The sequence below is a fragment of the Kluyvera fluvialis genome (assembly GCF_059725275.1).
The window spans coordinates 243,798-261,813 of the sequence record NZ_AP046142.1; the positions used below are offsets into that span (position 1 = coordinate 243,798).

The window sequence follows — 18,016 nt, forward strand, 5'->3', positions numbered from 1 at the left end:
CAGCCTGAGTGCTGGCGGTTATTTTTTGATGTTTTATGGGAGGCAATCATGCCGCAACCTGGCTCTGTCGTGCCGGATAACGACGCATTACCGTGGCAAACCACATTCTTATTGGCGTTCCAGCATGTTCTGGTCGTCGCCGCGACCCCCATCACTTCCGTCTTCCTTGTGGCTAAAGCCCTCCATTTTACCGACACCGTTACCGCTTCAGTATTAAGCGCCACCTTTTTGATGTGTGGGCTGGGGGCGATTCTGCAAAGCCTTGGCGTCAAGGGAGTCGGTGCTCGTCTGCCGTTTATTATGGTTCCGGGCGGCGCGCCGATTGCGATTTTTGTCGCCATCGCCTTACAGACCAATATCCAGACGGCGATTGGCGCGGTTATCTTAACGTCGCTGTTTTACTTTGTTGCGCTGCCAATTTTCCGCCGCTGCCTGCACCATTTCCCGCCATTTATCATCGGCATTATGCTGTTGATGGTGTCGATTAACCTGATTCGCCTGTACGGCGGGTTGATTATCGGCCAGCCAGGCAGCACGGATTTTGCCCATCCCACCAGCATTATTTTGTCGTTGGGAACCATCCTGATAACGCTTATCTTCGCGCTGGCGTTTAGCGGCATTCTGCGCCAGTTGGCGGTGATGTTCGGCCTGTTAGCCGGGACACTCCTGGGCGTGGCGCTGGGCAGTACGGACTTTAGCGGTATCAGCCACGGGCCGTTATTCAGCGTGCCGCAGTTGTTCCCGTTTGGTTTGCCCATCTTCGACCTTTCCGCCTCGTTGCCGTTACTTATTTACGCGGTGATTTCTATGGCTGAAGCAACTGGGCAAACGATTGCTACAGCGGAAATCGTCGATTCGAAGGAGAATGTTCAGGAGGCGATTCCGCGTACTATTCGTGGTGACGCCATTATGTCGCTGCTCGGCGGGATTTTTGGTACTTCGCTGATTATTACCTCCGGCGAGAATATCGGCGTGGTGCGCACCACTAATGTGAAGTCTCGCTACGTCACGGCGGCCGCTGGCTTGCTGTTAATTCTGATAGCGCTGTTCGCTCCGCTGGTGCGCCTGGCAACCTGTCTGCCGGGGTCAGTGGTGTGCGGTACGGCGGTGATTGTTTTTAGCATTATCGGGGTTATCGGTATCGATATGATTTCCCGCGAGTCGCTGCACACGCCGGGGAAAACCTATGCGCTGGCGATGGGGTTAGCGATGGGGATGCTGCCTATTTTAGTGCCGGGTCTGTATCAAAACTTCCCGTCGGGAGTACAGATGATTTTCGGTAACGGGATGGCGGCAGGAACCCTGACGGCTATCATGGTGAACTCGTTGTTTAACTGGAGCGAGAAGCGCGCTCAGGCGCGAGTGAAAAGCTGATTTAACTGCGCAGGTCGCGCCGCATGACGGCCTGCGCATTTACAATTTTGTGACATATTCCATTGTATTTTTATATGCATAACCGAGTCTTTTTCCACGTTGCTTATAGATAAGCTCAGCATTTTCGCCTGTGCGTTTTAACGTTCGCGGCATTAATCGCTCACATAATCAGCGAATCGAAATAAATTTTTCATATTATGACCAAATGTTAATCACTGACTGGCGCAAAATATGAAGTGCAAAACTCTGCCTCTGTGGCCATAGCATAAATTTCTCTGCTGAAAATAGGGCTCTGGAGTTTTTTTAATCTTTGCCCATCTATTCTCACCTTCAATACAAATCCCGGATAACTGTATTGACGTTTTCACATTCTATTGACAGATTGTACGGCATGAGGGGCATTTCATGGACAATCCGCGCTGCAACTCAATCGTATCAGTGAATGGAATTCCCGCCTCTACATACACATCGACCAAGCCGGGTAAAAAATAAATAAAGGCATGGCGATGTCACCCACTGCAAAGGGTAAAAACAACACATCTCACAATGGAGCAGAATAATGAGTATTTCCTTGAAGAAGTCAGGGATGCTGAAGCTGGGTCTGAGCCTGGTCGCCATGACCGTCGCTGCCAGCGTACAGGCTAAAACCCTGGTTTACTGTTCAGAAGGCTCGCCGGAAGGCTTTAACCCACAGCTCTTTACGTCTGGTACGACATACGATGCCAGCTCCGTACCTATTTATAACCGTCTGGTTGAATTCAAAACCGGCACGACGGAAGTGATTCCGGGTCTGGCGGAAAAGTGGGATGTCAGCCCAGACGGTAAAACCTACACTTTCCATCTGCGTAAAGGCGTGAAGTGGCAGGATAACAAAGACTTTAAACCGACGCGTGATATGAACGCCGACGATATCGTCTTCTCCTTCGACCGCCAGAAAAATGCGCAAAACCCGTACCACAAAGTCTCTGGCGGCAGCTATGAATACTTTGAAGGCATGGGCCTGCAAGACCTTATCAGCGAAGTGAAAAAAGTGGACGATAATACCGTCCAGTTCGTGCTGACTCGCCCGGAAGCTCCATTCCTCGCCGACCTGGCGATGGACTTCGCCTCTATTCTGTCAAAAGAATATGCTGACAACATGCTGAAAGCCGGTACGCCGGAAAAAGTGGATCTGACCCCAATCGGTACTGGGCCGTTCCAGTTGCAGCAATACCAGAAAGACTCCCGCATTCTGTACAAAGCGTTCCCTGGCTATTGGGGCACTAAACCGCAGATTGATCGTCTGGTCTTCTCCATTACGCCTGACGCTTCCGTGCGTTACGCTAAATTGCAGAAAAATGAATGCCAGGTGATGCCGTACCCGAATCCGGCAGACATCGCGCGCATGAAAGAAGACAAGAGCATCAACCTGATGGAACAGGCCGGTCTGAACGTGGGCTACCTGTCCTTCAACACCGAGAAAAAACCGTTTGATGATGTCAAAGTGCGTCAGGCGCTGACCTACGCGGTTAACAAAGAAGCGATCATCAAAGCGGTTTATCAGGGGGCAGGCGTTGCTGCGAAAAACCTGATTCCACCAACTATGTGGGGCTATAACGACGACATCAAAGACTACAGCTACGACCCGGAAAAAGCCAAAGCGCTGCTGAAAGAAGCGGGCCAGGATAAAGGCTTTACCGTGGAGCTGTGGGCGATGCCGGTACAGCGTCCGTACAACCCGAATGCTCGCCGTATGGCTGAGATGATTCAGGCTGACTGGGCGAAAGTCGGCGTCCAGGCCAAAATCGTGACCTATGAGTGGGGTGAATACCTGAAGCGCGCGAAAGCGGGCGAACACCAGGCGGTGATGATGGGCTGGACTGGTGACAATGGGGATCCAGATAACTTCTTCGCCACGCTGTTTAGCTGTGCGGCGGCAAAAGATGGCTCTAACTACTCTCGCTGGTGCTACAAGCCGTTTGAAGATTTGATTCAACCGGCGCGTGCGACCGACGATCACAACAAACGTATCGAACTGTACAAACAGGCTCAGGTAGTGATGCATGACCAGGCTCCGGCGCTGATCATCGCTCACTCCACGGTTTACGAGCCGGTGCGTAAAGAAGTCAAAGGCTATGTGGTTGACCCATTAGGCAAACACCACTTCGATAACGTCTCCGTCGAATAATTAAAACCCAATGGGGTGCTTGCGCGCCCCATGCCAGGCGGCGCGGTGCCTGCTCTGGCCCACGATGGTGGGCCGGATAAGCACCGCGCTACCCGGCGTAATACTTTACCTGCGACGGTGTTCGAGCGGGTTGTGAGCAATACAGACGTCCTGTGACCAGGCGGGCCGTCATTAGAGAGAATCAGGGTTATGTTGCAGTTCATCCTCAAACGGTTGGGTCTGGTGATCCCAACGTTTATCGGTATCACCCTCCTCACGTTTGCCTTTGTGCATATGATTCCCGGCGATCCGGTGATGATTATGGCCGGCGAGCGTGGTATTTCCCCTGAGCGTCACGCCCAGCTGTTAGCTGAACTCGGCCTTGATAAGCCGATGTGGCAACAGTACCTCCACTATATTTGGGGCGTATTACACGGCGACTTAGGGATTTCATTAAAGAGCCGTCTCCCGGTGTGGGATGAGTTTGTGCCGCGCTTCAAAGCGACGCTAGAGCTGGGGATCTGCGCGATGATTTTTGCCATCGCCGTTGGGATCCCGGTAGGCGTGCTGGCAGCGGTTAAACGCGGTTCTATTTTCGACCATACTGCGGTAGGCCTGGCGCTGACGGGCTACTCGATGCCGATTTTCTGGTGGGGCATGATGCTTATCATGCTGGTGTCGGTGCAATGGAACCTGACGCCTGTCTCCGGGCGCGTCAGTGACATGGTATTCCTCGATGACTCCAACCCGCTAACCGGTTTCATGCTGATTGACACCGCCATTTGGGGCGAGGAGGGCAACTTTATCGATGCGCTGGCGCATATGATTCTGCCCGCCATCGTGCTCGGAACCATCCCGCTGGCGGTGATTGTGCGTATGACCCGCTCCTCCATGCTGGAAGTGCTGGGCGAGGATTACATCCGTACCGCGCGCGCCAAAGGGCTGACCCGTATGCGCGTCATTATCGTACATGCGTTACGTAACGCCATGCTGCCGGTCGTGACCGTGATTGGCCTACAGGTCGGCACACTGCTGGCGGGGGCGATTCTGACGGAAACCATTTTCTCCTGGCCTGGTTTGGGGCGCTGGCTGATTGATGCCTTGCAGCGCCGTGATTACCCGGTGGTTCAGGGTGGCGTACTGCTGGTGGCGACGATGATTATTCTCGTCAACCTGCTGGTTGACCTGCTGTATGGCGTGGTTAACCCGCGCATTCGTCATAAGAAGTAAGGGGCCGTCATGTCACAAGTTACTGAAAATAAAACGGTGTCCGCACCGGTGCCGATGACCCCATTACAGGAATTCTGGCACTACTTTAAGCGTAATAAAGGGGCAGTGGTTGGCCTGGCGTATGTGGTCATCGTGCTGTTTATTGCTATTTTCGCCAACTGGATTGCGCCCTATAACCCGGCGGATCAGTTCCGTGACTCGCTGCTTGCCCCGCCGGTTTGGCAGGATGGCGGCAGTTGGGCGCATCTGTTGGGCACTGACGACGTTGGCCGTGACGTGATGTCGCGCCTGATGTACGGCGCGCGCCTGTCGCTGCTGGTGGGCTGCCTGGTCGTGGTGTTGTCGCTTGTCCTCGGGATTATTCTTGGGCTGGTCGCCGGTTACTTTGGTGGCCTGGTGGATAACATCATCATGCGTGTGGTGGATATCATGCTGGCGCTGCCGAGCCTGCTGTTGGCGTTGGTGCTAGTGGCGATATTTGGCCCGTCGATTGGCAACGCCGCGCTGGCGCTGACTTTCGTGGCGCTGCCGCACTACGTGCGCTTAACGCGCGCCGCCGTGCTGGTGGAAGTGAACCGCGACTACGTTACCGCTTCCCGTGTGGCGGGGGCCGGGGCGATGCGCCAGATGTTCGTCAATATCTTCCCGAACTGCCTTGCGCCGCTGATTGTTCAGGCGTCGCTCGGCTTCTCTAACGCCATTCTCGATATGGCTGCTCTGGGTTTTCTGGGGATGGGCGCGCAACCGCCTACGCCGGAATGGGGCACCATGCTCTCTGACGTTCTGCAATTCGCGCAAAGTGCCTGGTGGGTCGTGACCTTCCCTGGGCTTGCGATCCTGCTGACGGTGCTGGCATTTAACCTGATGGGTGACGGTTTGCGTGATGCGCTCGATCCCAAACTGAAGCAGTAAGAGGTTCGAGATGGCGTTATTAAATGTAGATAAATTATCGGTGCATTTCGGCGACGAAGGCACACCGTTTAAAGCCGTAGACCGCGTAAGCTACAGCGTCAATCAGGGTGAAGTGGTCGGTATTGTCGGTGAGTCCGGCTCCGGTAAATCGGTCAGCTCGCTGGCGATTATGGGGCTGATTGACTATCCAGGCCGCGTGATGGCAGAAAGCCTGCAATTTAACGGTCAGGATCTCCAGCGGATCTCGGAAAAGGAGCGGCGTAATTTGGTCGGCGCTGAGGTGGCGATGATCTTCCAGGATCCGATGACCAGCCTCAACCCGTGTTACACCGTGGGTTTCCAGATTATGGAAGCGATTAAAGTGCATCAGGGCGGCAACAAGAGCACGCGCCGTCAACGGGCGATTGACCTGCTGAACCTGGTCGGTATTCCCGATCCGGCTTCGCGTCTGGACGTTTATCCGCATCAACTCTCCGGTGGCATGAGCCAGCGCGTGATGATTGCGATGGCGATCGCCTGTCGGCCAAAACTGTTGATTGCCGATGAACCCACCACGGCGCTGGATGTGACGATTCAGGCGCAGATCATCGAACTGCTGCTGGATCTCCAGCAGAAAGAGAATATGGCGTTGATCCTTATCACGCACGATCTGGCGCTGGTGGCGGAAGCGGCGCACAAAATTATCGTGATGTATGCCGGGCAAGTGGTAGAGACAGGGGCGGCGAACGATATTTTCCGCGCGCCGCGCCATCCATATACCCAAGCGTTGCTGCGCGCGTTGCCGGAATTTGCGCAGGATAAAGCGCGTCTGGCCTCGTTACCGGGCGTAGTGCCGGGGAAATACGACCGTCCGAACGGCTGCCTGCTGAACCCACGCTGCCCGTATGCCACGGATACATGCCGCAGCGTAGAGCCTGAACTGAACGCCGTTGACGGTATTCGCCAGGCGAAATGTCACTACCCACTCGATGATGCCGGGAGGCCTACACGATGAGTACGCACGAGGCCACCTCGCAACAGCTGCTGTTGCAGGCAATTGACCTGAAAAAACACTATCCGGTGAAGAAGGGCATTTTTGCCCCGGAACGCCTGGTAAAAGCGCTGGACGGCGTATCGTTTACCCTGGAACGCGGCAAAACGCTGGCGGTGGTGGGGGAGTCTGGCTGTGGTAAATCAACGCTGGGCCGCCTGCTGACTATGATTGAAGTACCAACCGGCGGCGAGCTGTATTACCAGGGGCAAGACCTGCTCAAGCATGACCCGCAGGCGCAGAAACTGCGTCGGCAGAAAATCCAGATTGTGTTCCAGAATCCGTATGGCTCGCTGAACCCGCGTAAGAAAGTGGGGCAGATTCTGGAAGAACCGTTGCTGATTAACACCTCGCTCAGCAAGGAGCAGCGCCGTGAAAAGGCGCTGGCGATGATGGCGAAAGTGGGCTTGAAAACGGAGCATTACGACCGCTACCCGCATATGTTCTCCGGCGGTCAGCGCCAGCGTATCGCTATTGCTCGTGGTCTGATGCTGGACCCAGACGTGGTGATTGCCGATGAGCCGGTTTCCGCGCTCGATGTGTCGGTGCGTGCGCAGGTGCTGAACCTGATGATGGATTTACAGCAAGAGCTGGGGCTTTCTTACGTCTTTATCTCGCATGACCTGTCGGTGGTGGAACACATCGCGGATGAAGTGATGGTGATGTATCTTGGACGCTGCGTGGAGAAAGGGACGAAAGAGCAAATATTTAGCAACCCGCGCCATCCGTATACCCAGGCGCTACTGTCTGCGACACCTCGTCTGAATCCGGACGATCGCCGTGAGCGCATTAAACTCACCGGTGAGTTGCCAAGCCCACTGAACCCGCCGCCAGGCTGTGCGTTCAACGCCCGCTGCCGTCGCCGGTTTGGGCCATGCACGCAGCTACAGCCGCAGTTGAAAGACTACGGCGGGCAGTTAGTGGCGTGTTTTGCGGTAGACCAGGACGAAAACCCGGAGAAAATCGCGTAAGCCGGATAAGGCCTTTACGCTGCGCTCCGGCAAGGTGTGGGAACGCGCATCAAAAAGAGAGCAAAATCAAAGGCCGCAGGGGTTAACTTCTGCGGCCTTTTTGTATTCGGGCTGAATTCTGAAAAGTGCGCTCAGTTATGCGTGATACGGCGAGTTAATAAGCGGTTTACAGTAGTATCAACGGCAAGCTGGGTTACCCAGTGAGGCGCAATGATGCGGGGGCTTGATCCCCGGTGGCATAGGTTGCTGGAAAGAGAAAAACCCCCGCACGTTGTTTGGTATAAACCGGCAACAAAACGGGGGCCATTCCTTGCCTCAACAACAAGAGAATAGCCGCGAACAGTTGCCATTGCAACAAAGGCGGCTATGTATACGCTCGCAGATCTAGCCTATTCCATTAGGCTATTTTATTTGCCATTTTGGCCCTGGGCAGTGCTCAAAATCCTCACGTACTATGTGTACGCTCCGGTTTTTCCGCGCTGTCCGTGTCCAAACTGGCTGCAACAATGTACGCCTACTGGAATAGACTCTTAGTGTGATTTTTTGGCACGATTTAGCAGCACCTATCGTGGTTGGTATTGTGACTAGCGCAATCTTGGGCTGGTGGCATAACCGGAAATAACACGTTGTGGGGCGTCTGTCCGCCGTAGTGGTAACATGCGCCCGAACCAGGCCGCAGGGGTTAACCTCTGCGGCCTTTTTCGTTTTATTGTGGGTAAGGAACCCAGTCACCGCCGTTCAGACGAACGTAAGGTTTGCCCTGGTATTGGATAACCACGGCGTTGGCGTTCTCGGAGACGGCAGCCGTTTGCGGCAGGTTGCTGGTCAAGGCCGACCAGTCAACGCTATCTTCGGTGAAGATTTTGCCATCGACAGCGCGGGCGACCAGTTCAGAAACCGCCAGGTAGCTGCTTGGTTGGCTGATATCAATTGCCGTGCCCTGATGCGGCGCTTTCATGCCGAAGAACTTAACGGCTGCCGGAACGTGGGTAATCGATGGGCTAGGGATATCACGCAGACCAGATACCTGCATTTTATCGCCCTGCAACGCAGCGCCGTGTTCTGGCACAACCACGACCATCACGCGACGGCCGGATTTTTCCAGCTCGGTAAAGAAGCTATCCAGCTCATCAAACAGTTTCTTCGCACGAATTTTATAGTCAGCCGGTTTGCTTTGACCCGGCTCGTGGTTGCCATCATGCAGTGGCAAAATGTTATAGAAGGTGGCCGAACGCCCGCCTGCTTGTTTCTCTTCCGACGTCAACCAACGGTTCAGAACGGCTAAATCGTCATAGACCGGTGAGTTATCAAAGGAACGCAGGTTAACGGCCAGGTTGCTTTGATCCATCAGCGGGCTTTGCATTCCGCCGTATTCACGCACTTCTTTCAGGAAGTCACCGAATACGCCGTCGTGGTCGAGCGCCAGATGCTGGGTGAAGCCCAGTTTTGCCAGATTGTCGAACAGATAGCACTGGTTACCTGCCGGTTGATACAGGTTGGTGTGCGATGGCTGACCGCAGCTTGCGCGCAGTAGACGAATGGCTGCCGGGCCGCTGTAAGACGTCGCAGAGTTAAAGTTGCTAAAGCGAATATCAAAATGCGACCACAGTGGATGCTGCATCAGCCCAGCGGCTTCAACATCCGATGTTGCCAGCGAACAGATGTTAATAACCAGCAGGTCAAACGCCTGGGCGTCAGCCGGAAGCTGTGCCGGGAAGGTGGTGGTGCGCTTACTTTCGGCGGCGTAGAAGGAGCTTAACCAGGCGTTCAGATTATCAGACGTAGGTGCTGCGGTTTGCGGCGGAATATCGCTGCTGGTCGAAGCCGTCGCCGTACCGGTGGTCGTCGGTGCAGCGGTTTGTGCCGTTGTCGTGGCGGAATTCTGCCCGGTTGGCCATAACGTAAAGGAAGGGCCGACCAGCGCGCTGACATTCACCCAGATCATGGCGATGACCATAAAGACAGTCATGCGAATCCATTGATTTAAAAATAACCATGCCACTAGCAGTACAAAAAATGCACCGACCATCTGCCAGTTGATAAAGCGAGTCACCAGATCCCACAGATAGCTGGCGCTAAAACCGGCAACCTGCGAGCCTTGGCTTATGATGCTTTCCGGGCCGGGCAGCCAGGTATCATGCCAGAACAGAGCAAAACCAATCGGGATGGCAATCCATTTACGCCAGCGATGCAGGCGGCTGTTCGGCAGCGGGAAAAGCAGGAACGCCATAAAAACCAGGTTCAGCATGGCGTGGAAGTTTAGGTATCCGGCCCACAACAAGCCAAACTTGACCAGGAAGTAGAAATTCCAGCCGGAAAGCCCTCGCCAATAATGCCAAAGCGGGGAAGGAAGATTGGCGGCGTTTTGCGTCGATTTAGTCATTTTTTGATTTTGCCCTGACGGCCAGATCCCGGCGTAAGACGCCTACTGGTTTAACATAACGGGGTTTAAGGAAGATCAAACGTAGTGTGTTCACAATGCGTCGCTGATGCATGTGCGCCATATATCCCAGCGGGAAAAAGATCACCGCGCACAGCACAACGAGTTGAATAATATCGCTTATCGACATCATGACGGCGTTCCTTCGGTATCCGTAGACAGGCGGTGAGGCTCGGGATAGCGACGCCAGGCGTTGCCCTCATAGGTCGCGTTAATCACGTTTTTCGGTTTCGGGGCGATATCTAGCGGCTTCGTCCACAGCTCCGGTTTCACGTCGCGCATGTTCACCAACTCAGAAGCGATTTGTTTATCTTCAAACCAAATCATACGGTTAGAGAATATATCGCCGGTCGGCAGAGGGAAAATATGGTTCAGCGCTTTGTCCAGGTCGTTCACGCGGCAAAAAGGCAGGAACAACACTAGACGACGGTCAGCGATAGTCACGATATCGCCCATCCGGTGCGGGCGGCAGAGCGTTAGCGCCTGTTCTACACGCAGGCCTGGCGCAGGCCGCAAGGCGACCATCACACCCTTGCCATCGGCTGGCAGCAACGTGTTGTTCACCACCTTTTGTACCGACTCGCAGAAGGTATCCCAGGTTTGATAACCCTTCAGCTTCAGCGGCTCGGTATTGGCCAACAGCGTGGTTAAGTCTTCCGGTACGTGGCGTGTGTACTGCTGCGTTTGCACGCTCTCAATTAATGTCAGGCAGCGTGATAACGGCGCCGTAGCGGAGATAACCAGGTTCGCGCCGCAGCTTAATAGCAGGCGTTCATCAGTAGCACGCAGGCAGGTAGTGACTTCGCGAACAATCAGTTTAATCGCGCTACCGCGCTGGCGGCGGAGGGTATGGATATAGCGGGCAAGCTGCTCTATCTGGCTATTTTGAGTCAACGAGAATATGACCGTCGCGGCCTGTGCGGAACGCGAGGCTTTAAAGACGGCGTCGTTAGTATCGAATAATGTCCAGTGCTCAGAAAGTGCCGGTGCGCCTTCAAGAATATTGATATTACTTAATACCGCTTTTTCATCACTGCGTGGTTGAACGTTCGCCACTTCGTCTTGCGCTAAATGCCAGCCATCGTCTTTTTGAATAATTAGCAGTTGTTGACGTGCGCTTACGCCTTTTTCATTGGACCAAAAAGCGATATCCAGAAGTTGACTATCACCCTGGTAACGTAAACTTGCCAGGCCAGAAAGAGATCGATACTCACCTAATAATAACGAGGTCTGAGCATCTGCATTGATTCCAGGATTAAGAATTAGCAAAGTACATTGATGATATTTTGCCCATTGCTGAGATTTACTCAGCCAATTCTGAATTTTAGCGGAAGGAATATTTCCCCATGCATTGTGGGAGCATAAAAGGATAACGAAATAATTTGTTGGCTCTAATGAACAGAGCAAATCGCGGCGCATGCAGTATAGACCATCAGGATTATTTTGCATGGTGAACAGCGAAATTTTTTTCGGGCCGTGATTACCCTTTATTTCTATGATGCCATTGGGATTTTCTCCCATGCTTATCACTGCCACTTTCGCATCATTTTCTTGTGCGGCAAGGGTCTGGTTCAGCAGACTAACGGCATCTTCATGGCGATCGGTATTAACCCACCACACGCCGCCAGTGGGCATATGGCTGACTTCATCCCACAATGACTGGATGCCAAGAGTAAATATGGGGTTCATTGTGTCCCTCTTATCGACGATAACCCTGTGTATAAGTTTACTAGTGTAAACGTCATAATAAACCTAATATTGAAATTAAATAGCATCAGATCTAGCATGTATACTCTGAATAATGCGAATTATCGCCAGGTTGATAAGTATGTAACTTTTTTGAAACCTGCCTAACTATTTTGCATAACTATGTGGTTGAGATGAGTGAAAGCAAACCGACACATCTGCCATCTGAAGTACGGTGAGTATAAACGAATTTCATGGAAAGGGTTGCCCTTCGATTGATGCGGCGTATTCGTATTTTGATTTCTGAGGGCGCTAAAACATGCCAGATAAAGAACCCGTAACATCAGTCGATTCGCAACTCGGTTATACCTTTCAAAATGATTTTCTCGCATTGAGTCGGGCTTTCTCCCTACCCAATATAGATTACACTGATATTTCCCAGCGTGAAAAATTAGCAGCCGCGTTTAAGCGTTGGCCGCTGCTGGCAGAGTTTGCTGAACAAAAAGCCGAACAAAAATAAGGAAGCCATAATGGCTATTCTGGGATTACAGGGCATTCGTGGCGGTGTCGGTACAACGTCCGTCGCGGCGGCGTTAGCGTGGTCATTACAGCAGCTCGGGGAGTCGGTGTTGGTTATCGATGCGTGCCCTGACAACATGCTGCGTCTGTCGTTTAATGATGAGATTTCTCGTGAAAGCGGTTGGGCGCGCGCGCTGCTCGACGGTAAAGATTGGCGTGACGCCGGTTTGCGTTACACCGCACAAGTCGATGTCCTGCCGTTTGGTCGATTACAGCCTGCTGAGCAGCAAAACATTGGTGCGCTGAATGATGTGCTGGCGGCGGTGGTTGACATTGCGCAAACCATCAAACGCGAAGGGCATTATCAGTGGATCTTGCTTGACCTGCCGCACGGTTTCTACCCCTGGACACCTTCGCTGGTGGATCTCTGCGACAACATGCTGACGATTGTCGAGCTTGATGGCAACTGCCATATCCGCCTGCATCAACAACTGCTGCCCGCTCGTTCGCACATTCTGATCAATGGCCTGCGCATGAACAGCCCATTGCAAGACGACCTTTATCTGGTGTGGTTACAGACCCAGCGCCGGATGCTGCCCGTGGTTATTCACCGTGATGAAGCCGTGGCAGAAAGCCTTGCCAATAAGCAACCTCTTGGCGAATACCGCCATGACTCGCTGGCTGCCGAGGAGATGATTACCCTCGCGAACTGGTGTTTGATGCACTATGCCGACCGTCAGGCGGTGGAGGAAAGCGAAACATGATTCGCCTGGCCCACTGGATCTTTGTCCCGCCGGTTTATGCGCGTTTGCAAACGCGCTATCAAGGCTATCGCCACGCCGGGGCTTCCTGGCTCGGTGCAACACTGGCGTGCTTTTGGGTCGCATTAGCCTGGGTTTTTATGCCGCTGGAGAATCCACGCTGGCAGGCGCTGCTTGGGCGTCATGAAGAGCTGTTCCCCCACATTAATTGCCAGCGTCCTCGCCCGTTAGACCCACTGCGCTACGCATTGCAGGCGGTCTGGCTGATGGTCAGCAAATCACCTGAAGAACGTAAACCTACCGAATGGCGTCCGATGGCTGTCATCGATCGGGTGCGCGATCGTTACATTGAGTGGCTGAGCAAATTGCCGGAACGGGTGAGCACGAAAACGCGCCATCTCGATGAGAAAAAAGAGCTGGCGCATCTTAGCCCTAAACTGCGGCAGTTGGTTCTGGGCGTGGCGGTAACGCTGGCGCTGATTCTGGCGCTGGTTTGTATCACGCAGCCGTTTACGCCGCTGGCGCAGTTTATCTTCCTGATGCTGCTGTGGGGTGTGGCCCTGCTGGTGCGGCGTATTCCTGGCCGTTTCTCGGCGCTGATGCTGATTGTTCTGTCGCTGACCGTTTCCTGCCGCTACATCTGGTGGCGCTACACCTCAACGCTTAACTGGAATGACCCTGCGAGCCTTATCTGCGGCTTGATTCTGCTGTTTGCGGAAACCTACGCCTGGATTGTGCTGGTGCTGGGCTACTTCCAGGTGGTGTGGCCGCTGAACCGCCAGCCCGTGCCGCTGCCGAAAGATCTCAACGAATGGCCGACGGTGGATATTTTCGTGCCGACCTACAACGAAGACCTGAACGTGGTGAAAAACACCGTTTACGCTTCGCTTGGGATCGACTGGCCGAAAGACAAAGTGGCTATCTGGATACTGGATGACGGGGCGCGCGAAGAGTTCCGCCAGTTTGCCAAAGACGTGGGCGTGCATTATGTCGCGCGTACAACGCATGAACATGCGAAAGCGGGCAACATCAACAACGCGCTTAAGCTTGCGAAAGGTGAGTTCGTGGCGATTTTCGACTGCGACCACGTGCCGACGCGCTCGTTCCTGCAAATGACGATGGGCTGGTTCCTGAAGGATAAAAAGCTGGCGATGATGCAGACGCCGCACCACTTCTTCTCGCCGGATCCGTTTGAACGCAACCTGGGGCGCTTTCGTAAAACACCAAACGAAGGGACGCTGTTCTACGGGCTGTTGCAGGACGGTAACGACATGTGGGATGCCACCTTCTTCTGTGGCTCCTGTGCGGTTATCCGCCGTGAGCCGCTGGACTCCATTGGTGGTATCGCCGTTGAGACCGTCACCGAAGATGCGCACACCTCGTTGCGTTTGCACCGCCTGGGCTACACTTCTGCGTATATGCGCTTGCCGCAGGCGGCGGGGCTGGCGACGGAAAGTTTGTCTGCGCACATTGGTCAGCGTATTCGCTGGGCGCGCGGCATGGTGCAAATATTCCGTCTCGACAACCCCTTGTTTGGTAAGGGGTTAAAGCTGGCGCAGCGCTTGTGTTACGTCAATGCGATGTTCCACTTCCTGTCTGGCGTGCCGCGATTAATCTTCCTGACGGCTCCGCTGGCCTTCCTGTTGCTGCACGCCTACATCATCTACGCCCCGGCGTTGATGATTGCGCTTTTCGTCTTGCCGCACATGATTCACGCCAGCCTCACCAACTCGAAGATTCAGGGCAAGTTCCGCCACTCCTTCTGGAGTGAAATCTACGAAACCGTGCTGGCCTGGTACATTGCGCCGCCAACGATGGTGGCGCTGTTTAACCCGCACAAAGGCAAGTTCAACGTAACGGCGAAGGGCGGCCTGGTGGAAGAAGAGTACGTCGATTGGGTTATCTCGCGACCGTACATTTACCTCGTGCTGTTGAATCTGGTGGGCGTGGCGTTTGGTATCTGGCGCTACATGTACGGCCCGGCAGATGAGCACTTCACCATTTGGGTGAGCCTGGTCTGGGTGTTCTATAACCTGATTATTCTCGGTGGCGCGGTGGCGGTGTCGGTGGAAAGTAAACAGGTGCGCCGCTCGCACCGCGTTGAAATCACCATGCCTGGCGCCATCGCCCGCGAAGATGGGCATCTGTTCTCTTGTACAGTGCGTGACTTCTCCGACGGCGGTGTCGGTATTCAGATCAACGGTGACGCGCAGGTGCTGGAAGGGCAGCAGGTTAACTTACTGCTCAAGCGTGGCCAGCAAGAATATGTCTTCCCGACCCAGGTTGTGCGTGTGCAGGGGAGTGAAGTGGGGCTAAAACTGCTGCCAATGACGACCCGTCAACATATTGATTTTGTGCAGTGTACGTTTGCGCGTGCGGATACGTGGGCGCTTTGGCAGGACAGCTTCCCGGAAGATAAACCGCTGGAAAGTCTGATGGATATCCTGAAGCTGGGGTTCCGTGGTTACCGCCATCTGGCCGAGTTTTCGCCGCCAGTGGCAAAAGAAATTTTCCGGTCGCTCACCTCGCTGGTGGCGTGGGTGGCCTCGTTTGTACCGCGTCGTCCTGAACGACAGGCTGCTCTCGAGCATCCGCTATCGGCTATGGCTCAACAATAATGATGATTACACGATGAAAAGAAACCTTTCCTGGATTTGTGCAGTGGCAGTGGGCGTAGGTAGTTTACTGCCGCTCACGACGCATTCGGAACCTACGACAGAGGTGTCGGTAACGCCGACTGTGCAGGATAATTCCGTGGCTTCAACGGCAGCGCTGGTGAACACTCCGGTCGTGGTGGAAGATGCGCCGTCACGCGACGTAAAACTTTCTTTTGCCCAGATTGCGCCACCGCCGGGTAGCATGGTGCTGCGCGGCTCTAACCCGTCTGGCGGGGTAGAGTTTGGGATGCGTAGCGACGAAGTGGTGTCGAAAGCGATGCTGAACCTGACCTACACGCCATCGCCGTCATTGCAGCCTGTTACCTCGCAGCTCAAGGTCTATCTCAACGAAGAGTTGATGGATGTGCTGCCGGTTACCAAAGAGCAGCTCGGTAAAAAGGTAACGGCACAAGTGCCGGTTGACCCGCTGTACATCACCGACTTTAACCGTGTTCGTCTTGAGTTTGTGGGCCATTACCGCGACGTGTGCGAAAATCCATCCAGTACCACCATCTGGCTGGACGTAGGCCGCAACAGCTCGCTGGATTTAACCTACCAGGCGCTGAAAGTGCGTAATGACCTGTCGCATTTCCCTGTGCCGTTCTTCGATGCGCGTGATAACCGCGCGCTGAAACTGCCGATGGTATTCGCCGCATCGCCGGATCTGCCACAGCAGCAGGCAGCGGGGATTATCGCCTCTTGGTTTGGTGCGAAATCCGGCTGGCGCGGCCAAACCTTCCCGGTCTTGTTCAACACCCTGCCAGAAAGCAACGCGATTGTTTTTGCCACCAACGACAGTCGCCCGGACTTCCTGCGTGACCATCCGGCGGTAAAAGCGCCGACCATTGAAATGGTCAACCATCCGAACAACCCCTACATGAAACTGCTGGTTGTGTTTGGTCGCGATGATAAAGACCTGCTGAAAGCGGCGCAGGGGATTGCCTCTGGCAACATTCTGTTCCGTGGCGACAGCGTTACGGTTAATGAAGTGAAACCGTTGATGGCGCGCGCGCCATACGATGCGCCGAACTGGGTACGTACTGACCGCCCAGTGACTTTCGGTGAGCTGAAAACCTATGAACAGCAGCTCCAGTCTACGGGCCTGCAACCGACGTCGATTAACCTGGCGCTGAATCTGCCGCCGGATCTGTACCTGCTGCGTAGCACCGGTATCGACATGGATTTGAAATATCGCTACACCATGCCTGCAGTCAAAGACAGCTCGCGCATGGACATCAGCCTTAATAACCAGTTCTTACAGTCGTTTAGCCTGAACAGCACCCAGGACGTCAACAAACTGTTGATGCGTTTGCCGGTGTTGCAAGGCCTGCTCGATGGTAAAAACGATGTCAGCATTCCGGCGCTGCGTCTGGGCGCGATAAACCAACTGCGCTTTGACTTCCAGTACATGAACCCAATGCCAGGCGGCACGGTGGATAACTGCGTGACCTTCCAGCCAGTGCAAAACCACGTCGTGCTGGGTGACGACTCGACTATCGACTTCTCGAAGTATTATCACTTCCTGCCGATGCCGGATCTACGCACCTTTGCCAACGCGGGCTTCCCGTTCACACGGATGGCGGATTTGTCTGACACCACTATCGTGATGCCGAAAAAACCGACCGAAGAACAGATCACCACCATGCTGAACACCGTGGGCGTGTTGGGTGGACAAACCGGTCTGGCTGGCTCGAACATGACGATTATCGACGACGGTAGTCAGATTAAAGATAAAGACGCCGACCTGCTGCTGATTGGCTCTATCCCGCAATCGCTGAAAGATGATAAGCACATCGACATGCTGGTGGATGCCACGCAGAGCTGGGTGAATACGCCGGTTCGTCACAACGACAGCCCAAGTATTTACCTGGATGCAGAAGATCAGAAAGCCAGCGTACAGACGGAAATCACCTCGTCTGGGCCGATGGCGGCTATCGTGAGTTTTGAATCGCCGTATCACAAACAACGTAGCGTCGTGGCGCTGCTGGCCGATAGCGACAAAGGCTACAACCTGCTGAACGGTGCGCTGGAAGACAGCGGTAAACGAGCCGCGATGTTTGGCTCGGTATCGGTTATCCGCGAATCTGGCGTCAACAGCCTGCGCGTGGGCGATGTTTACTACGTCGGTCACCTGCCGTGGTTTGAACGCGTATGGTTTGCGCTCTCTAACCACCCAATCCTGCTGGCTATCTTTGCCGCAATCAGCATCGTACTGCTGGCGTGGGTACTGTGGCGTCTGCTGCGTATTATCAGCCGCCGTCGTTTGAACCCGGAAGATGAGTAAGCCGTG

General features: G+C 54.2%; 14 protein-coding genes. 11 read left to right on the forward strand and 3 right to left on the reverse strand.

What is annotated here, in order from left to right:
• The first annotated feature begins 48 nt into the window (after nucleotides 1-48).
• The 7 genes from AC6I4B_RS01170 to AC6I4B_RS01200 all read left to right on the forward strand — a co-directional run bounded on the left by AC6I4B_RS01170 (nucleotide 49) and on the right by AC6I4B_RS01200 (nucleotide 8,285).
• Nucleotides 49-1,374 (forward strand): uracil-xanthine permease family protein, encoded by a 1,326-nt coding sequence (locus AC6I4B_RS01170; RefSeq protein WP_497768881.1) that lies wholly within the window; start codon nucleotides 49-51, stop codon nucleotides 1,372-1,374.
• A 559-nt stretch (nucleotides 1,375-1,933) separates the two neighbouring features.
• A complete protein-coding gene (gene dppA, locus AC6I4B_RS01175) occupies nucleotides 1,934-3,541 on the forward strand; it encodes a dipeptide ABC transporter periplasmic-binding protein DppA (protein WP_497768882.1) in 1,608 nt (535 codons plus the stop codon).
• A 189-nt stretch (nucleotides 3,542-3,730) separates the two neighbouring features.
• Entirely contained in the window at nucleotides 3,731-4,750 is a 1,020-nt protein-coding gene (gene dppB / locus AC6I4B_RS01180; RefSeq protein ID WP_497768884.1) for a dipeptide ABC transporter permease DppB, read from the forward strand.
• Nucleotides 4,751-4,759: 9 nt separating this feature from the next.
• Nucleotides 4,760-5,662: a dipeptide ABC transporter permease DppC gene (dppC, locus tag AC6I4B_RS01185; protein ID WP_497768886.1), complete on the forward strand. Its 903-nt coding sequence runs from the start codon at nucleotides 4,760-4,762 to the stop codon at nucleotides 5,660-5,662.
• A 10-nt stretch (nucleotides 5,663-5,672) separates the two neighbouring features.
• The gene (gene dppD / locus AC6I4B_RS01190; protein ID WP_497768887.1) at nucleotides 5,673-6,656 is read left to right on the forward strand and encodes a dipeptide ABC transporter ATP-binding protein; all 984 of its coding nucleotides are present in this window, start codon (nucleotides 5,673-5,675) and stop codon (nucleotides 6,654-6,656) included.
• Nucleotides 6,653-7,663 (forward strand): dipeptide ABC transporter ATP-binding subunit DppF, encoded by a 1,011-nt coding sequence (gene dppF / locus AC6I4B_RS01195; protein WP_497768889.1) that lies wholly within the window; start codon nucleotides 6,653-6,655, stop codon nucleotides 7,661-7,663. Before dppD ends, dppF begins: the two co-directional genes overlap by 4 nt.
• A gap of 535 nt (nucleotides 7,664-8,198) precedes the next feature.
• On the forward strand, nucleotides 8,199-8,285 hold the full coding sequence (locus AC6I4B_RS01200; protein WP_497772308.1) for a type I toxin-antitoxin system toxin Ldr family protein: 87 nt from the start codon (nucleotides 8,199-8,201) through the stop codon (nucleotides 8,283-8,285).
• 84 nt (nucleotides 8,286-8,369) lie between these two features.
• On the opposite strand, the gene bcsG is transcribed toward AC6I4B_RS01200, so the two are convergent.
• Genes bcsG through bcsE form a run of 3 tightly spaced genes read right to left on the reverse strand, consistent with a single transcriptional unit; the run spans nucleotide 8,370 to nucleotide 11,792 of the window.
• A complete protein-coding gene (gene bcsG / locus AC6I4B_RS01205) occupies nucleotides 8,370-10,046 on the reverse strand; it encodes a cellulose biosynthesis protein BcsG (protein ID WP_497768891.1) in 1,677 nt (558 codons plus the stop codon).
• Nucleotides 10,039-10,236 (reverse strand): cellulose biosynthesis protein BcsF, encoded by a 198-nt coding sequence (gene bcsF, locus AC6I4B_RS01210; protein ID WP_497768893.1) that lies wholly within the window; start codon nucleotides 10,234-10,236, stop codon nucleotides 10,039-10,041. The genes bcsG and bcsF overlap by 8 nt, the downstream gene beginning before the upstream one ends.
• Nucleotides 10,233-11,792, reverse strand: coding sequence for a cellulose biosynthesis protein BcsE (bcsE, locus tag AC6I4B_RS01215; protein ID WP_497768894.1), 1,560 nt, complete (start codon nucleotides 11,790-11,792; stop codon nucleotides 10,233-10,235). Before bcsE ends, bcsF begins: the two co-directional genes overlap by 4 nt.
• A 316-nt stretch (nucleotides 11,793-12,108) precedes the next feature.
• Between bcsE and bcsR the strand changes: the two genes are divergently transcribed.
• Genes bcsR through bcsB form a run of 4 tightly spaced genes read left to right on the forward strand, consistent with a single transcriptional unit; the run spans nucleotide 12,109 to nucleotide 18,010 of the window.
• Complete coding sequence (bcsR, locus tag AC6I4B_RS01220; RefSeq protein ID WP_497768896.1) at nucleotides 12,109-12,309, forward strand: cellulose biosynthesis protein BcsR; 201 nt, start codon at nucleotides 12,109-12,111, stop codon at nucleotides 12,307-12,309.
• A gap of 10 nt (nucleotides 12,310-12,319) precedes the next feature.
• Nucleotides 12,320-13,072, forward strand: a complete 753-nt coding sequence (gene bcsQ, locus AC6I4B_RS01225) for a cellulose biosynthesis protein BcsQ (RefSeq protein ID WP_497768897.1) — start codon at nucleotides 12,320-12,322, stop codon at nucleotides 13,070-13,072.
• Complete coding sequence (gene bcsA, locus AC6I4B_RS01230; RefSeq protein WP_497768899.1) at nucleotides 13,069-15,687, forward strand: UDP-forming cellulose synthase catalytic subunit; 2,619 nt, start codon at nucleotides 13,069-13,071, stop codon at nucleotides 15,685-15,687. The genes bcsQ and bcsA overlap by 4 nt, the downstream gene beginning before the upstream one ends.
• 13 nt (nucleotides 15,688-15,700) lie before the next feature.
• The gene (gene bcsB / locus AC6I4B_RS01235) at nucleotides 15,701-18,010 is read left to right on the forward strand and encodes a cellulose biosynthesis cyclic di-GMP-binding regulatory protein BcsB (RefSeq protein WP_497768900.1); all 2,310 of its coding nucleotides are present in this window, start codon (nucleotides 15,701-15,703) and stop codon (nucleotides 18,008-18,010) included.
• The last annotated feature ends 6 nt before the right edge of the window (nucleotides 18,011-18,016 follow it).

What these genes read in the sequence shown, in the direction of transcription:
- AC6I4B_RS01170 (WP_497768881.1), top strand. Translation starts at nt 49, where the DNA reads ATGCCGCAACCTGGCTCTGTCGTGCCGGATAACGACGCATTACCGTGG.
- dppA (WP_497768882.1), top strand. Translation starts at nt 1,934, where the DNA reads ATGAGTATTTCCTTGAAGAAGTCAGGGATGCTGAAGCTGGGTCTGAGC.
- dppB (WP_497768884.1), top strand. Translation starts at nt 3,731, where the DNA reads ATGTTGCAGTTCATCCTCAAACGGTTGGGTCTGGTGATCCCAACGTTT.
- dppC (WP_497768886.1), top strand. Translation starts at nt 4,760, where the DNA reads ATGTCACAAGTTACTGAAAATAAAACGGTGTCCGCACCGGTGCCGATG.
- dppD (WP_497768887.1), top strand. Translation starts at nt 5,673, where the DNA reads ATGGCGTTATTAAATGTAGATAAATTATCGGTGCATTTCGGCGACGAA.
- dppF (WP_497768889.1), top strand. Translation starts at nt 6,653, where the DNA reads ATGAGTACGCACGAGGCCACCTCGCAACAGCTGCTGTTGCAGGCAATT.
- bcsG (WP_497768891.1), bottom strand. Translation starts at nt 10,046, where the DNA reads ATGACTAAATCGACGCAAAACGCCGCCAATCTTCCTTCCCCGCTTTGG.
- bcsF (WP_497768893.1), bottom strand. Translation starts at nt 10,236, where the DNA reads ATGATGTCGATAAGCGATATTATTCAACTCGTTGTGCTGTGCGCGGTG.
- bcsE (WP_497768894.1), bottom strand. Translation starts at nt 11,792, where the DNA reads ATGAACCCCATATTTACTCTTGGCATCCAGTCATTGTGGGATGAAGTC.
- bcsR (WP_497768896.1), top strand. Translation starts at nt 12,109, where the DNA reads ATGCCAGATAAAGAACCCGTAACATCAGTCGATTCGCAACTCGGTTAT.
- bcsQ (WP_497768897.1), top strand. Translation starts at nt 12,320, where the DNA reads ATGGCTATTCTGGGATTACAGGGCATTCGTGGCGGTGTCGGTACAACG.
- bcsA (WP_497768899.1), top strand. Translation starts at nt 13,069, where the DNA reads ATGATTCGCCTGGCCCACTGGATCTTTGTCCCGCCGGTTTATGCGCGT.
- bcsB (WP_497768900.1), top strand. Translation starts at nt 15,701, where the DNA reads ATGAAAAGAAACCTTTCCTGGATTTGTGCAGTGGCAGTGGGCGTAGGT.